This is a genomic window from Aquimarina sp. BL5 (assembly GCF_003443675.1).
Classification (GTDB): Bacteria; Bacteroidota; Bacteroidia; order Flavobacteriales; family Flavobacteriaceae; genus Aquimarina.
Genome location: NZ_CP031963.1, coordinates 3,353,832 through 3,373,586, shown reverse-complemented (window position 1 = coordinate 3,373,586; position 19,755 = coordinate 3,353,832). Strand labels below are relative to the sequence as shown.

Genomic DNA, 19,755 nt, shown 5'->3' with positions numbered 1-19,755 from the left:
AAATTCTAAGAAAACTAATTTAGACGAAATGCATATTCCATTATCTTATTCACAAGAAAGCTTGTGGATTATTGACAAAGCTATGGGAAGTTTGAATTATCATATCCCTATGGTATACAAATTTACTAAGGCAATTGATACAAAAGCTCTAGAGTTTACTTTGAAAACTATTTTAAAGAGACATCAAACTCTTAGAACTGTTTTTAAACAAAATGAAGAAGGAGATGTTTTTCAGGAAACTTTGCCTATTGAAGAATGGAAAATTTTTGAAGGAACAGAAGGTTTAGCGCAGAATGATGATGAGATTAAAGGATATGTAAATAAGTTAACAGAAATGCCCTTTGATCTAGAGAAAGATTATATGCTAAGAGTTCACCTTTGTTGTAATGAGAATAATGAGAATTTTTTGATTTTGATTTTTCACCATATAGCGTTTGATGGATGGTCTTCACATCTTTTTTTAGAAGAATTACAAAAGATATATAATTTGAGGATAAAAGGTAATTTAACCAATTTACCAGAAGTAACTTATCAGTATTCAGATTATTCTATTCATCAAAGAAGTAAGGAAATTCAACTTGTTTTTGACAAAAAAATTCAATTTTGGGAGGATTTTTTAGAAGGACATACTACGTTAAATTTTCCAACAGATTTTAAAAGGCCACCTGTACAAAGTTATAAAGGAAAAAGCTATATATTTAATTTGCCTGTAGAATATCAAAAGGGGCTTAAAAACATAGGTAAGCAATACAAGGCAACACCTTTTATGGTACTTTTTGGTATATATAATATTTTATTACATAAATATACAGGTCTTAAAGATATTATTATAGGAATTCCTACCGCTAATAGGATGCACTCTCAGAGCCAAAGATTGATAGGGCATTTTGTCAATTCACTTCCATTTAGAACCATTTTTTCTGATTCAATAAAGTTTACTGAATTATTAAACCAAATCAAGGAGAACTTTATCAAGGTTTATGAAAAACAAGATGTTCCATTTGAAAAAATAGTACGTGCAATTGGTATAGAACAAGATAGAAGCAGATCTCCGTTATTTCAAGCAATGTTTATTATGCAAAGTAATAAAATAGTGAAATCAGTAAGTTTGGGAGATATACCTTTAACAGAAATTCCTGTTAGCACGAATACTTCAAAATACGATATCACATGCAGTATTACGGAGAGGGAAAAAGTATTAGAAGTATTGATCGAATATTGTGATGAACTATTTTCTTCAAATTCGATTAAAAGAATAGCTAAGCATTATGAAAACCTAATAGCACGAATTATTAATAATCCGGAAATTCGTGTGAACGAACTGGTAATCTTGTCTGATGAAGAACAGCACGAATTACTTAATGAATTTAATGATACAAATCAGGAGTACCCCAAAGAATGGTCTGTGCTTAATGAGTTCGAAAATAAGTGTAAAGAGCACCCAAATCAGGTGAGTTTAGTTTGTGAAGATAAAGAGATGACTTATCAGGAGTTAGATCATAAATCCAATCAAGTGGCTAACTTTTTGTTGGAACGGGGGGTTATATCTAACGACATTGTAGGTCTTTGTGTAAATCGTTCATTTGACATCATCGTTGGGATTTTTGGAATATGGAAAGCTGGAGCCTGCTATTTACCTTTAGATGCGTCTTATCCAGAAGAACGGATAAACTATATTTTGAAAGACTCAGATGCCAAAATTATAATTCACAGCGATACAATTACGTTACACACAGAACTAGATACGCACAAAACAATCCGTGTAGAGGATATTTTTAATGCTAATTCAGACACCAAGGCAATCAAAAATAGGATTTCTTCAGAGCAATTAGCTTATATTATTTATACCTCTGGTTCCACAGGAAAGCCTAAAGGTGTTATGATTTCTCATAACAATCTTAATAATTTTATGAATTGGTGTATCAAGGAGTTTGAAAAAGATTCTTTTGATATTGTTTATGCAGGTACTTCTATTTGTTTTGATCTTTCTATTTATGAGATGATTTATCCCATTTGTGCAGCTAAGAAAATCAGAATATTAAATGATGGATTAGATACTTCAAAATATATAGACAAAGACAAAAATATCTTGTTAAATACTGTACCTAGTGTTATAGCTAATCTTCAGGAAAATAAAATTGATTTTAGTAATGTAAATTCAATTAATATGGCAGGAGAGCCTATTCCTGAGAAGGTTTTGAACCAGATAGATTATGATACTATCATTGTGCGTAATTTATATGGACCTTCAGAAGATACAACATATAGTACTTTCTTTAGGATACATAAAGGATCAAAATCATTAATAGGAAAACCAATTGCTAATACAAAAGCCTATATACTGGATAATGATTTGAATTTAGTACCAAAAGGAATCGTTGGAGAACTTTGTCTTGGAGGAAAAGGAGTTACCGCAGGTTATTTAAAAAAAGCAGAATTAACAAAACAAAAATTTGTTCAAAATCCTTTCGAACAGAATTCACAAAGTAAATTATACCGTACAGGAGACCTTGCTAAATGGTTACCTTGTGGTAATTTGGAGTTTATAGGAAGAAAAGATTCTCAAGTTAAACTAAGAGGTTTTAGGATTGAATTGGGAGAAATAGAATCCACTTTGCTAGAACACGAATTTGTTAAACAATGTGCAGTAATAATGGCTACAAATGATCTCAATGATAAACAATTGGTGGCGTATATAGTTTCGGATTATAAAAATTGGATACAGGAAGTCGAAGATTATTTGTTATCCAAGCTTCCTAAATATATGACTCCTACTTTATGGATAGAACTCAGCGAAATCCCACTAAATACAAATGGTAAAATAGATAAAAAAGCACTCCCAAAACCAGATTATAAAGTCAGAAAAACTTCATATATAGTACCTACCAATGAAGTAGAAGAAAAGTTGGTAAGAATATGGGAAAAGGCTTTGAATATAAATGAAATAGGAACTCATGATACTCTAACTAATTTAGGAGGTCATTCTTTAATAGCAGCAAAATTGGCGGTTTTGATAAACAATTCATTTTCATCCAATATCACTATAAGTACTATATTAGAATTGCAAACTATTGTAATGATTAGTAAATACATCCAAAGCACCATAATTTTAGAGAACTACGAAGAAAACAAGCACGAAATACTTGATATCTAATTTTCAATAATAGTCAGTTTCTTATAACCAGATTTCACACAAAACATCATGAATGTACTCAATAGAATTTTAGATATTTTAGAAGTGGCCAAACATCACGGAGCAACTGTTTTCTTGCAGGATGGAATGCTAAAAGTCAAAAAAGAAAAAGATCGTAAAATTCCAGATAATATTCTTAAAGAAATTAGAGAAAACAAGGAAGAGATAATAAAATTTCTTCAGAATTCCAAGATATCTTCTGCGCAGAATACTGCAAAAGAAACTATTCAGAAACAAAAAACCGAAACCTCAACCACTAAACTATCCTTTAATCAAGAACAGTTATGGTTTATTGATCAACTTCAGGGGAGTACACATTATCATATACCAATTTTATTCAGAATCAATGGAGCAGTAGATAAGGAAAAACTGGAAACAGCAATTAAAAAAGTTCTTTTTAGACATCAAATTTTGAGAACGGTTATAAATGGAGACACTGATAAAACCACTCTAAGTATCTTGTCAATAGATAACTGGAGTCTAAAATATACAGAAATTAGAGATGAAGAAGATAAGACACATACAATTGCTAATAGTATAAATCAGACTATACAAACTCCATTTGACTTATCTGCTGATTATTTACTTAGAGCAAATATAATTAAAGAAGAAGATCATAAATATTCATTGGTTATTGTTGTACATCATATAGCAATCGATGGTCAATCTATAGAAATACTTTTTAATGAGATAGTTACATTTTATAACGATCATTCTGAAGGGAAAGAAATATTATTTCCGGAATTGGAGATACAGTATTCAGATTATGCAATTTGGGAGAAAGATTATTTTTCAGCACAACAAAATAAAGAAAGTTTATTAGAATACTGGAAAGATGAGCTAACAGGGTATAAAAACTTGCAACTTCCTCTGAATAAAAAAAGACCAATCATCCAAAGTTCAAAAGGAGCAATAGTAACGATTGATTTAGATGAAAATGTTTCAAAGAAAATATTTGAATTTGCTGAACAGGAAAGAGTAACCCCTTATGTGTTTTTATTAACAGCGTTTAAAATATTAATAGCAAAATATTCTAGCCAAAATGATATATGTGTAGGAAGTCCTTTTGTCAACAGAGGAAATGTAAAACTACAAGACCTTATAGGTTTTTTTACTAATACATTACCAATACGATCTATACAAAACCCTGAAACTTCATTTAATCAGTTTTTACAGGAAGTTAAATCCAAGGTTCTAAAAACGTATGATTATCAGAACACTCCTTTTTCTTTGATCGTAAAAGAGATGATAGAAGAAAGAGATGTTAGTAGAACACCAATATTTCAAGTTTTATTTTCTTATGAACAGCAAAAGGAAAATCCGAATTATAAATTTGGAGAAGCGGATATTTTTCTTGATAACGTATTACATGATGTTTCTAAGTATGATCTTGCCGCTAGGTTGGAGGAAAAAAATAATAAGTTGACCTTAAGCTTGGAGTATTGTTCTGATATATTCGAAGAGCCTTTTGTCACTTCTATGGCTGGTCATTATAAAAGATTAATAGAAACAGTTCTGGAAGATGGAGAAAAAACTATAAAGGAAATAGAACTTCCTAGTTCTAAAGAAAAGAAATATTTGCTGAATGAATTTTGTAACAATGACATAAAACACCAATTATCAGAAATAACTTTTTTTGACATATTAAAGGAGCAGTTAAAACTTGTTGGATCGAATACAGCATTGATTTTTGAGGGTAATGAGGTTACGTATGAGGAATTAGACTTGCGTTCTAATCAGTTTGCCAATCAATTGTTTTCATATGGTATAGGGAAAGGAAATAAAGTTCCAATATGCGCAGATCGTTCCATAGAGATGATTATTGCTATTTATGGAATTTTAAAATCTGGAGCAGCTTACGTTCCTGTCGATCCAGATATACCAAATGAGAGGTTAAATTTTATTCTTTCGGATGTTAACGCCTCTGTTTTTATAACACAAAAAGGTGAAGAAAACTCTTTTGAGATAGATAAGAATATTCAAAGGATTTTTGTCGAAGATTTTAGAAAAACTCTTAAAGATTATTCTAATGAGAGCATAAAAGAGTTTATAACTCCAGAACAAACAGCATATATTATATATACATCTGGAACCACTGGAAATCCTAAAGGAGTGGAAGTCACACATTCCTCACTATATACTTTGTTAAAAAGTATGTCTGAAGAATATTCATTGCTAGAAACGGATGCGTTACTGTTTAAAACCAGATATACTTTTGATGTTTCGATATACGAAATATTTGGTTGGGTATTTACTGGTTCAAGTTTGGTAATTTATCCTTCACATCTTGATAAAGAGGCAGAAAAGATGGTCGAATATATTGAAAACCATAAGATTGTTTTGATCCAAATGGTTCCATCTTTGTTTTCTGCATTTATTGATATTTTACAAAAAAAGAAAATAGCATTACCTCACTTAAAATATACTTTACTGGCTGGAGAAGCATTACCTCCTTCTTTGGTAGAAAAATATAAATACTTAGAAATAAATACTAAATTAATCAACATTTACGGCCCTACAGAAGCTACTGTTTATAGTACTCAATATGAAATTGACTTTAATGAATTGAGTACAAATCAGATTCCTATAGGTAAACCATTAAGCGACGTTTCTGTATATATTGTTGATGAAAATTTGTCTTTGCTACCAGCAGGAGTAATAGGAGAATTATGCCTTTCTGGACCTCAACTTGCTAAAGGATACTGGAATCGAAAAGAATTAACTGAAGAAAAGTTTGTACCTAATATATTTTCAAGCATACCCGGACAAAAAATGTTTAGAACAGGTGACTTGGCGAAATGGCTTCCAGATGGAAATATTGAATTTATAGGAAGAAAAGATTATCAGGTTAAAGTAAGAGGATATCGAATTGAACTAGGAGAAGTAGAAACCTATTTGGAAAAACTTTCTTGGATAAATAGAGCAGTTGTTATAGCAAAACCTATAGAAAATGGAAACAATCGATTATTGGCATATGTAACAAGTGATGTAGAAATTGACATAGATAGAACCTTGAATGCACTTTATGAGAAGCTACCGGATTATATGGTTCCTGCGTTCATCAAGAAAGTATTAGAGTATCCATTGTCTCAAGCTGGAAAAATAGATAGAAAGGCACTTGCTAGAATGGACAGTGTTTTCTCAACAAAAGAAGCTTATATAGCTCCGAGAAATAATAAAGAAAAACAATTACTTAAGATTTGGCAAAAAATCTTAAAAATAGAAACTCTAAGTGTTAGAGATAGCTTTTTTGGGTTAGGAGGAGACTCTATTATGGCGATTCAGATGGTGAGTCGAGCTAAAGAGCATGGAATCTTTTTTATGGTCAAGGATGTATTTGCCCACAGAACTATTGAAAGGATTGTATTAAACACAAAAGCAAAAAATAATATTCTGACAGAGTCTGGAAAAATTGATGGAGAATTTGCTTTAATGCCAATGCAATACCTCTTTTTTGATAAACAAAAAGCAAGCAATCACTATAACAAATCTATGTTGTTAGAAGTGAATAATAAAGTTTCTTATAGTACCATAAAGAAGGTTGTTGAATTACTTATTAATAAAAATGACTCCTTACGACTTTCATTTGTTCAGAATCAAGAGGGAGAATGGTCTCAAGAGTATGCAAAAGAAAAGAATTTGTCTCTTACTAAAGAAGAATGTGAGTCAGATATAATACTAAAAGAAATTTGTGAAAAATATCAACAAAGTCTGGATATAACAAGTGGAGATATTTCAAAATTTGTTTGGATTTCTACTCCATATTGCCCGAGCCATAATTATTTATTTATAACGATTCATCATCTTGGAATTGATAGTGCTTCCTGGAGGATATTATTGCAGGATATAATTAATTCAGTAACTGCATTTGAAGAAGGAAAAGAAAATATAACAATAGAAAAAAACACCTCATATCGGCAAGGGGTATTAAAATTAACTGAACTTTCAAATTCTTCTAAACAGGAAACAAAATACGAATATTGGACAAAAATTATGTCCGATATCCCAAAGATTCCAAAGGATTTTGTTGATACAGAGGTAGGGACATACAAGAAAAAAATAGATCATAAATTTAGTTTTGATAAAAAAGAAACTAAAGTTCTTTTAGAAGAGGCTAATCAGGCTTATGGGACGCAGATTACGGATATTCTTTTAAGTGCGTTAACACTAACCCTTACAGAATGGGCTGATACTTCACAAGTGTTAATTGGTAATAAGGGAGACTCTAGAGAAAGCTTTCATGAAGATGTCGATATTACAAAAACAACAGGGTTGTTTACTTCTTTGTACCCGATGTTATTATCAAGGCCAGAAAACCCAGATGATCTGGAATCATTGATAGCCAATACCAAAGATATGATTCGTAATAATTTATATCATGGAATAAGTTATGGAATGCTTCGATATTTATCTAATAATCATGAAATAAGGTCTAATTTAGATAAAGATTTTACGTCGATTATTTTTAATTATTTAGGAGATTTTGATACTATATTAAACGGTCAAAACCTGATCAAAATATCTAAAAAAGAGAAGGGAAATGATGTACATGAAAATTACCAAAATCCAAATAAACTAGCAATGACTGGTTTAATTCTAGATGAAAAATTAAGTCTTATTTGGAGTTTTGATAGTACTTCATTTAATGAAAAGACGAGAGATTTATTGATAGAAAATTTTGACATTAATCTTAAAAAAATAATTAAACACTGTATTAATCAAAAACCAACAAAAACACCTTCCGATTTTGTACTTCCATCATCTGTGTCTTTTAATGATCTACAAGAATTTATATATGCAGATTTTCATCAAGAAGAAGTGGAAAACTTGTATGAGTTAAGCTTCCTTCAAAAAGGAATGCTATTCCATAATTTGCTGGATAATACAATGGGAGATTATATTATTCAGGCAAAATTAGAGTTTGGTAGTGGTATAAAAATTAAGGAATTTAAGAAAAGCTGGAAAAAAATAATAGAGCAACATAGTGCGCTTAGAACTGCAATAGTTCCAGATTATTTTGATGTACCAGTTCAATGTGTGTATAAAGATGCCGAAATACCGTTGACAAAAATTAGTTATAGTGATTTACCTGGAGGAGATAATAGTATTGAAGAATTGATGCAGCAAGATAGATTGTTAGGATTTGATCTCAAAAAAGCGCCTTTGTATAGAATTTCATTTGTTAATCATGAATGCGGAAAAACAACATTATTAATTACATATCATCATATTATTCTTGATGGATGGTCTTTCTCTGTTTTATTAAACTCATTTATGGATCAATATATGAGCCTTAAAGAGAAAAAAACTCTTATTGAAAAAACTAAAGATGAATATGTAGATCTTATTAATCTGAATAAGAACAAAGATGTTAATGAATTAAAAGCGTATTGGAAAGAATACTTATCACCAATTTCATCTCCAAGTTATCTGCCATTTGTAAAAGACAGTAAAAAAAGAAATAGAGTATTCGGAAATAAAGTACATTATGTCACCTTTGATGAAGAGTTAACGATACGAATCAAAGATTTTGTACAAAATAATGCATTTACCATAAACACGCTATTACAAGGAGTTTGGTCATTTTTATTAAGTCAATATACCAATCAGGAGGCCATAGTTTTTGGGGCAACAGTTTCAGGAAGAAATACATTATTGGATAGGATAGAAGAACGTGTAGGACTGTATATTAATACAATTCCAGTAGTAACCAGGATAACTCCAGAAAGAGATATTATCGAATGGCTAGAGGAATTACAGATGCTGCATGCAAAAGGAAGAGAAGAATTTGGGTATATGTCCTTAAGTGATATACAATCTTGTTCGCCTATCTCTGGTGCTTTATTCGATAATATAATAGTATTTGAAAACTATCCATTAGACATTCTTGCTTCTGAAAAATTTAAAAAACTGGAAATTAATAATCTGGAGGGAAGAGGTTATGGTAATTTTGCACTTAGCCTGTCCGTATTAATTTTAGATAATTCATTTAAAATTGGATTCACATATAACGAAGAATTACTTGACCCTTCTATTATTCATAGAATAAGTGATCACTTAGTTCAGGTGTTTAATAATATTATATCTGGTAGCCATACTTTAGGAGAACTATCATACCTAGACGAAAAAGAATATAAACAACTTCATTCATTTAATTATACCTATAGCGATTATGATCGATATAGCGGTTTGATGGACAGTTTTTATAAGATGGTGGATACGTATTCTTCAAAAAAAGCTTTGGTGTTTGGAGAAGAATCAATGACATATCAAGAGTTGCACGAACGTTCCAATCAACTATCTCATTGCCTTAAAGCAAAGGGGATTACCAAGGGAAATAAGATAGCTTTATTGTCTTATCGGGGCTTAGATATGATTGTAAGTCTTTTCGGAATTTTAAAGAGCGGAGGTGTTTATGTTCCTTTACATGTTGAATATCCACCACAACGATTATCATATATTTTAGAGGATTCCGAAATAAAGCAATTGATTTGTAATGATATCGGTTTATTGCAAGAAAAAGAACTCTCCACAGGATATGATATCATTACTTTTTCAGAGTTATCTGATTATCCTGTTGCTGATTTGAATATTCAGTGCGATCAGGATTCTTTAGCATATATAATGTACACTTCTGGTAGCACAGGTGCTCCTAAAGGAGTAAAAGTAACTCAAGGTAATATCCAAAAGCTTGTAAATGATGAAGGAGCTATAAAAGTAAAAGCAAAAGATATAGTATTACAATGGTCAAATTATGCTTTTGATGGTTCCACCTATGAGATTTTTAGTTGTTTATTGAAAGGAGGTACGCTCCACTTGATAAAAGAAGAAGAAGCTTCAAGTGCAATTCGGGTATCTGAGATTTTGACCGAGCGATCCATTAGTGTTTGTTTTTTGACAACAGCTTTGTTCAATGCTTTGGTAGATTATAATGTTTCCAGTTTGTCGAGAGTTCGTAGATTATTATTTGGAGGAGAATTGGTGTCACCTGGTCATGTGCATAAAGCTATTGAAGTTATGGATACTGGTAATTTGGTTCATGTATATGGTCCTACGGAGACAGTAGTATATGCTACGAGTCATCAGATTCATAAAATCACCAATGATTGCGTTCCTATCGGCTCTCCGTTAGATAACACTCAGGTTTATATAGTTAACGATAGTTTTAAATTATGTGGTCTGGGAGTAACAGGAGAAGTTTGTATTGGAGGAGATGGAGTATCAGATGGTTATTTGAATAAAGATGAATTAACACAAGAGCGTTTTGTACAGAACCCTTTTGGTTCAGGTTTATTATATCGTACAGGAGATTTTGGACGATGGTTAGAAGATGGAAGTATTGATTTTATAGGACGTATTGATAATCAAGTAAAAATCCGTGGCTATAGAATAGAATTGGGAGAAGTAGAAAGTGCATTACAAATATTGCCAATGGTTAATAGGGCTATGGTATTAGCGGATTTAGATCCTGGAGGAGGAAAACGTTTAGTGGGTTATGTAGTTTGTAGATCTGATTATGATTATGATAAAAATGAGATTCATAATGCCTTAGAAAAGAGTTTACCAGAGTATATGATTCCTTCCTTTATTATACCATTAGAATCCTTTACATTAACTCCAAACGGCAAAATAGATCATAAAGCTTTACCAAAACCAGGAAATCAGAAGAACTCACTAGAATTGACAAAAGTAGATTATACTGCTATCGAAAAGATGTTAATTCCGATTTGGAAAGAAGTATTAAAAATTAATAATATTGATATTAATGAAGAATTTTTTGATTTAGGAGGACATTCAATTCTTGCAACGCAGTTAGTTAATAAAATAAGAACCACTTTCAGTATAGAAATAGAAATCAAAGATGTATTTATTAATGATACAATAGCAAAACTAGCTAATTTTATTTCTACGAAATCTAATAAAACTATTCATACACTTACTGAAATTTGGAAGGATATTTTAAAATTAGAAAATATTGGAATCAATGAAGAATTTTTTGATTTAGGAGGACATTCTATTCTAGCTACGCAGATGGTGAATGCAATCAGGAATAGTTTTAATACTAAAATAGAGATAAAAGATATATTTATTCACGATACTATTACTAAGCTTGCCACATTTATAGACAAACCTCAGAATGATATTCAGGAGAAGGTTACTAAGATCTGGGAGGAAGTTTTAAATATTAAAAATATCAATATTGATCACGAGTTTTTTGATCTCGGAGGACACTCTATTTTGGCAACCCAAGTTGCAAATAAAATAAGAAGTTCTTTTCATATCAAATTAGAAATTAAAGATATTTTTATTCACGATACCATTGCGAAACTGTCAGAATTTATTGATAAATCGCAAAATGATATTCAATATCGAGTAATAAAGATATGGCAAGAAGTATTAAAGATTGATAAAATACAAGCTCATGAAGAGTTTTTTGATTTAGGAGGGCACTCTATTTTAGCAACTCAGGTAGTTACAAAAACCAGGAAAGAATTTGAAATTGATATAGAACTAAAAGATGTATTTATATATGATACTGTAGCAAAGTTCTCAGAGTTTATTGAAAACCAGAGATCTTATAGTATAACTTCTGATATTACCATTCAAAATCGACCAGATCATATTCCCCTTTCTTATGCACAAGAAAGACTTTGGTTTATAGATAAAATGAGTGGTAGTACACATTACCATATTCCGGCAGTATTAAAACTTGAGGGGCAATTAAAAACAGATATTTTAGAAGAATCTGTAAATATAATTATTAATCGTCATGAACCTCTTAGGACAGTTTTTTATGAACACGAAAAACATAGCTATCAAAAAGTACTTCCAGAAAATAAATGGAAACTCCAGGTAATCAAGCGTGTAAAAAATGAGGAAATTACTCAATACATAGATGAAAAATTAAATCAGCCTTTTGATTTGACTCAAGACCATTTGCTCAGAGGAGTTGTAATGGAGAAAGTAAACGGAGATTATGTTTTAATGTTTGTATTTCATCATATCGCTGGAGATGGAAAACTACCTATTTTCTTTGAAGAGCTTAGTAGAATATATAATGCAAAAATTAAAGGAAAATCTTCTTATCATCTTAAAGAATTACCTATTCAATACATAGATTATGCTATCTGGCAGAAGGATCATCTTCAGAGAGAAATTATGGATGAAAAATTATTGTATTGGAAGGATAAACTGAAGAATATTTCACCTTTGGAATTACCAACAGATTTTTCAAGACCGGCAAATCAAAGCAACCAAGGAGAAACAAAACAAATTACAATTGATAAAAGTATACAACAGGGTTTAACAGCAATGGCCAAAGAAGAAGAAGTTACACTGTTTACCTTAATGCTAACAGCTTTTAAAGTATTATTACACAAGTATAGTGGTCAAACCGATATATGTGTAGGAACCCCAGTAGCGAATAGGACGGTAGCAGAAGTAGAAGAGCTAATAGGCTTTTTTGTGAATGCATTGATTTTGAGAAGTAATGTAGAAGAGAATAACTTATTCGTTGATTTCTTAGGAAAAGTAAAAGAAACTACACTTGACGCATATAAATATCAGGATGTTCCTTTTGAAAAAGTAGTAGATAATGTTAATCTTGAAAGAGATAAAAGTAGAACTCCTGTTTTTCAGGTAATGTTTACCCTTCAAAACAATAAAACAAGAGAAGAATTTATTCTTGACAATACTACAATTCAACCACAGCAATATGATTATAAGATTTCCAAATATGACCTTACGTTTACAATTATAGAAAATATTGATAATCTTAAATTAAATATAGAATATTGTTCTGATCTGTTTCTTGAAGAGACAATAGAATATATGGGAGGACATTATGTAGAGCTTTTAAAATCTATTATTTCGGATAGGAATACTAGAATTAATGAATTGAACATAATAGGGAATATAGAAAGAAAAGACTTATTGTTAGCCTCCGCTTCCCCAAGAATAGAACTTCCTAAAGAAACATCTATTTCATACTTGTTTAGAAATACGATAAAGGAGTATCCAAATAAAAAAGCATTGACTTTTAAGGACGATTCAATTACCTATCGAGAGTTATTTGAACGATCAAATAAATTAGCTAATTATTTAATTAGCAAAGGAGTATGCCCTTCTGAACATATAGCAATATTGACCAAAAGAGGAATTGATATGATCGTTTCAATTTTTGGAGTATTACAATGTGGAGCTGTATATGTACCGTTACATACGGATTATCCAAAAGAAAGGATAAAGTACATACTAGATGATGCTAAAATTTCTAAAGTTATTACAAATGATAGGCAACTTGTAGATCAAAAAGGATTATCAAATAAGGAATGTCTTATACTTTCAGAAAGTAATGAGTTTATAGCGGAACCATTAGAAGTTGATGTTAAAGAAGATCAATTGGCATATATTATGTACACTTCTGGAACAACCGGAAATCCGAAAGGGGTTTGTGTAACACATAAGAATGTAATAAAACTAGTTGAGGATCAAGGTGAGATAGCTGTATTTCCGAGCGATGAGGTATTGCAATGGTCTAATTTTGCTTTTGATGGATCGGTATATGAAATATTTAGTTCACTAATAAAAGGAGCAACGTTACATTTGATAGAGGAAGATCAAGCATCTGATGCAGCACAGTTATCAAAGGTTATTTATAATAAAAAAATCACAATAGGATTTATAACTACTGCATTATTTAATGCTTTAGTTGATTATGATGTAACTACATTAAAAAACTTGAGAAAACTTTTGTTTGGAGGGGAGTTGGTTTCCGTACCTCATGTAAGCAAAGCTTTAGATAATTTAGGTGTAGGCATTTTAACTCACGTTTATGGGCCTACAGAAACTGTGGTCTATGCGACAAGTTATCCTATAAATGAGATTAAAAATGGTAAAGTGCCAATAGGAAAAGCACTAACAAATACAGCTACATATATCGTAGATGAGCAAGGGAAATTGTGTCCTTCTGGAGTAGTTGGAGAATTGTGGATCGGAGGAGATGGTGTTTCCAATGGGTATTTAGGTAAACCCAAATTAACCAAAGAAAATTTTGTAAATAACCAAATACAATTAAATCACTCAGGAAAATTATACAAGACAGGTGATCTAGTAAGAAGATTACACAGTGGAGACATCGATTTTATCGGCCGTATAGATACGCAGGTTAAAATACGTGGATATAGGATTGAATTAGGAGAAATTGAGGCAAGATTAGAAGAAATATCGGAAATTGAGAAAGCGGCAGTTTTGGTAAATCAAAAGGATCCACTTAATAAAAAACTAATTGCATATATAATTCCAAATGAAAATTTTGATAAAAAAGAAACGGTTCATAAATTAAGAGAAGTACTACCAGATTATATGATTCCAAAATCATATATGATGATGGACGTTTTCCCTCTTAATAATAATGGAAAACTGGATAAGCCAAATTTTCCTGAGCCAAAAGCGGATACATTTATTACTCAGGAATATGTGGCTCCAAAGAATGATATGGAGCAAAGCTTGTATAATATTTGGAGTGAAATGTTAGGCATCAAAAAAATAGGAATACATGATAATTTCTTTGAATTAGGAGGTAATTCTATTGTTGCAATAAGATTAATTGCAGGGATAAGAGATGAATTTAATATAGATGTTACCATAAATAATATCTTCATTCATTGTACTATCGAAGAACTTGCAAAACATATAGCGTCTCTAAATTCACAATCGATATATAAAGTTGAGAAAAAAGATAAAACAGAAAAAGTACCACTGTCTTTTTCTCAGGAAAGATTATGGTTTATTGATCAATTAGAAGGAAGTGTACAGTATCATATGCCTTTTGTTTTTGATATAGATCAAAACGTAGAGCTAGACATTCTAGAAGACTCTTTTAAACAATTAATAGAAAGACACGAAATACTTCGAACTGTACTAAAAGAAAAAGAAGGTATTCGCTGGCAAGAATCCCAAAATACAGATAAGTTTAAGTTAGAACAAATTTCTTTAAAAACAACCAGTGGTAATTTAAGCTCTTATTTACAAAAATATATAACTCAACCTTTTGATTTAAGTGAGGATTATATGATTAGAGTAAAGGCTATAAGTACTTTAGATGCAAGACGTAAACTGTTAGTTATGTTGCATCATATAGTATCCGATGGTTGGTCAATGCCTATACTTTTCGAAGAATTGAATGAGTTTTACACTGCAATAAAAGAAAAGAGAAAATCTGATTTACAACCTCTAGATATCCAATATTCGGATTATAGTATATGGCAACAGGAAAATCTCAGTGGTAAAAACCTAAACAAGAAATTAGATTTTTGGGCTCAAAAACTTACAGGAGTAGTACCCTTGGAAATGCCAACAGACTATACAAGACCTTCGGTTCAGAGTATAAAAGGAGCTCAATTCACTTTTTCTATTAATAAGGAAACAACAAAAAAGCTTAATCAGATTTCTAAATCCGCAAATGCGAGTCTTTTTATGACCCTATTGGCATCATACAAGGTATTTTTGTATCGATATACAGGTCAAGAGGATTTATGTGTTGGTACTCCAGTAGCTAATAGAGGTCAAAAAGAAATAGAACCTTTGATAGGATTCTTCGTAAATACTCTTCCACTTCGCTCCCAAATTGATAAACAATCAACTTTTGTGTTATTTCTAGAAACAATTAAAAACAGCACTTTAGCATATTTTGAGCATCAGGATGTACCTTTTGAAAAAATAGTGGAAAAAATAGTAAGTGAAAGAGATCTAGATCGTTCCCCTTTGTTTCAGACAATGTTCAGTCTTCAAAATACAAAAGAAATCTCTAGTACACTTTATTTAGGAGATGAAAGGTTAGAACTTGAACCATATCATTTTGAAATTGCAAAATATGATTTATCATTTACTGCGGTAGAATCCAATCATCAATTAGAAATCGCAATTGAATATTCTACAGATCTGTATAAATCATCTACTATCAAAAGAATGGCAGAACATTATACAAATCTTTTGATTTCAATAGCTAATAATCCTGAACAAAACTTAAATACCTACGAGTTATTATCTCCAAAAGAAAAAGAAAAAATTGTAAGCGATTTTAATCAGACAATTCAGGAATTTCCAAAAGATGAGACTATTATTAGCCTGTTTCGTAAACAAGTGAAGCAATATCCAAATAAGGATGCTATAATTTTTAAGGATATAAGAATTACTTTTTCAGAACTTAATGATCAAGTGAATCATTACGCAGCATACCTTAATCAGAAAGAAAAAATAAATGCTAATGACAAAATTTTGGTTTCGATCGCACATAACCAAGACCTTTTGCCTGTTTTATTGGCAATTAAGCAAATAGGAGCAGTATATGTGCCTCTTGATCCTAGTTCTCCTGAACAGATGATATCTTATGTAAAGGAGGATAGCCAATGTAGTTTGGTAATTCAGCAAGAATATGTTGAAAAGATGAAAAAAGAGATAAAAGAAAACGATTTTATCTGGGAAGAAAAGCAAACTAAGGATAGTGATTTCATTATATATACTTCTGGATCTACTGGCAAGCCTAAAGGAGTATTGATTAAAGCATCAAACGTTTGGAACCGGATAAACTGGATGTTGAATAACTATAGTTTTAAATCTCAAGAAATATGTTGCGCCAAAACATCAATAAGTTTTGTAGATCATATCTGGGAGTTATTTGGACCAATTGTTAATGGTGTTCCTCTAGTATTTTATAATAAGGAACAGGTATTAGATATCCCAAAATTTATTGAAAGCCTTAACAAAGAAAAAGTTTCGCGAATAGTATTGGTTCCTTCATTATTGAAAGCCTTGTTAGAATTCCCAGAACTTTGTAAGGAAAAATTGAAAACCTTGTGTTTTTGGATTTGTAGTGGAGAAACATTAAAAAAGAGTCTTGTAGAACAATTTTATGCAACTGTACAAAATAAAGAAGCGCACTTACTTAATATATATGGATCTTCGGAAGTAACAGCAGACGCTACCTATTTTGATACATATGATAGATTTAATACACATAAAGAAATTAGATTTAGCTTATTTGAAGATTCAGTCGAAGGAAAAATAGAGGAATTGATTAAACAATATGGTAATGAACAGAAAATTACATCAGGATCTTTTTCTGAAATCATCAAAAAAAGTACATTCTTAGATGTTTCTTTAAAACCAAAATTATCCTTACCTAGATATACAGAATTTATTGAAGCCATGATGTCAGGACAGCTACCTAATCTTTCCAGCCCAGCTTATATTGGACACATGACAGGGCCTATTCCTAAATTGTTTAGAGAACTTGGAACGTTATTGACAGTACTTAATCAAAATCTAGTAAAAATTGAAACGTCAATGGTAGCTTCTTTAATAGAAAGACAAGTTATTGGTAAGTTTCATAATCTTGTTTATAAAAGAGATACTAATTTTTATGAAACTTATGTTCAGGATCCTGATAACAGTTTAGGAATCTGTAGTAATGGAGGAACGATCTCTAATATTACTGCCTTGAGTTATGCTTTGAATTATGCCTTTAGACCTAAGAATGATTTTAAAGGAATTATAGAAGAAGGGTTGGTCAAAGCTTTAGATTATTATGAATATAATCGTGTGGTTATTTTGGGATCATCTTGGTGTCATTATTCTATACACAAATCATTAAAACTTTTAGGATTAGGAAAAGAATCTTTTATTGAATTTGATTATTCAAATAAATCAGCATTTGAGCTAAGAGAAATGTTGAATACAGAGATAGAAAACCTACAAAATCAGGGAGCATATATTTTGTCAATTATTGGCGTAGCAGGAACCACAGAGGCTGGCACAATAGAACCACTAGAAACATTAGGAGACGTTGCTTTAAAACACAATATTCATTTTCATGTAGATGCCGCATTTGGTGGTCCAGCATTAATGGATGATCAATTGAGTATAAAACTCAACGGAATACAGTTAGCCGATACAGTTACCATTTGCGCGCATAAACAATTATATCTTCCGATTGGAGCGAGTCTGGTGTTGTTTAAAGACCCTAAGTTTGCAACTTTTTCAGAAAACAATACACAGTATCAGGCTAGAAAAGGAAGTTATGATTTAGGAAAGTTTACCATAGAAGGATCCCGTGGATTTATGAGTTTTATACTTCACGCCGCACTAAACATTTATGGAAAAGATGGTTTTGCAGAAGTAATACGACGCAATTACGATAATGCTCAAAGGTTTGCAAAATTAATAAATGAAGACCCATCTTTTGAGTTATGGACAGTGCCGGATCTTAATATTGTGTTGTATCGATATATTCCTAAGCCATTAAGAGGGAAGTCTATAGTGACTTCTGATGAACTGATAATGGTAAATGAAATAAATCAAAACATTCAAAAGGAACAGTTTGCTCAGGGAAGTTCGTTTGTTTCATATACAAATCTAAAAACGACCCCTACTGGGGATTGGGTTACTGTTTTTAGAACTGTATTTATGAATCCTTATACGACAGAAAGAGAACTATTATTAACATTAGAAGATCAAAAGAAGATAGCATCTCAGTTACTTCAAGTAGATACAGATGAAGTTCTTTATGATGATGTAGTAACAAGAAAAGAGGAACAAAATACAATACCAATAGGAAAACCAATCAGTAATGTTAAGATTTATATTTTAGATAGAAATCTACATATTACACCAATTGGCGTGACTGGCGAAATTTATGTTTCTGGAGAAGGAGTGGCTTCTGAGTATATTAACCTTCCAACCCAAACTAATGAACGTTTTATTGAAAACCCATTTGCTAAAGGTCATAAACTTTTCAGAACAGGTGATTTGGCAAAATGGCTTGAAGATGGAAATATAGAATTTATAGGGCGAGCAGATCATCAGGTAAAAATAAGAGGATATAGAATAGAACTTCAAGAAATTGAAAATCAACTAGAACAACTACCTCAGGTAATCAAAGCAGTAGTTGAGGTGAAAGAAGAGCTGGAAAACAACAAAAAACTGATTGCTTATGTAACCTTAGAAGAACCTACAGAAAGAACACAATTGAAGGCATCCTTGAAAGAAACATTACCAGGGTATATGATACCTGCTGCTTTTGTAATTCTAGATAAATTCCCATTAACCTCAAATGGGAAAATTAATAGGTTAGGACTTCCAGAACCAAGAGAAATGGACTTTATACAAGAAGAATATGTTGCTCCATCTACTGAAAATGAGATTGCTTTAGAAAGTATTTGGAAAACACTATTAGGACGGGATAGTATAGGGATTCATGATAATTTCTTTGGTATAGGAGGACATTCTTTACTAGCCACAAGGTTGATTTCAAGTCTTAAAAATGAATATGGTATAGAAATCCCAATTAAAACTATTTTCAATTATCCAACGATACAGGAATTGGCCAAATTTCTGGATATTCTTGAATACAAAGAGGATAAAAAAGAAAATGAAGAACTAGAAACTACTTTTTTCTAAAAGTAATTATTGCGATAAAACGATATTAGAGATCCTATAAATCAAATGAATCAACTTTTAATTTCGTAAAAGCATAAGATTCAAAGACTACACAAAGCAATATA

At 31.2% G+C, this 19,755-nt stretch carries 2 protein-coding genes; both read left to right on the top strand.

Going from position 1 to position 19,755, the window contains the following annotated elements:
• The first annotated feature begins 28 nt into the window (after positions 1 to 28).
• A complete protein-coding gene (locus tag D1818_RS14185; RefSeq protein ID WP_118459663.1) occupies positions 29 to 3,154 on the top strand; it encodes a non-ribosomal peptide synthetase in 3,126 nt (1,041 codons plus the stop codon).
• Positions 3,155 to 3,202: 48 nt separating this feature from the next.
• Entirely contained in the window at positions 3,203 to 19,651 is a 16,449-nt protein-coding gene (locus D1818_RS14180; protein WP_118459662.1) for a non-ribosomal peptide synthetase, read from the top strand.
• Positions 19,652 to 19,755: the final 104 nt, after the last annotated feature.

What these genes read in the sequence shown, in the direction of transcription:
- D1818_RS14180 (WP_118459662.1), top strand. Translation starts at nt 3,203, where the DNA reads ATGAATGTACTCAATAGAATTTTAGATATTTTAGAAGTGGCCAAACAT.
- D1818_RS14185 (WP_118459663.1), top strand. Translation starts at nt 29, where the DNA reads ATGCATATTCCATTATCTTATTCACAAGAAAGCTTGTGGATTATTGAC.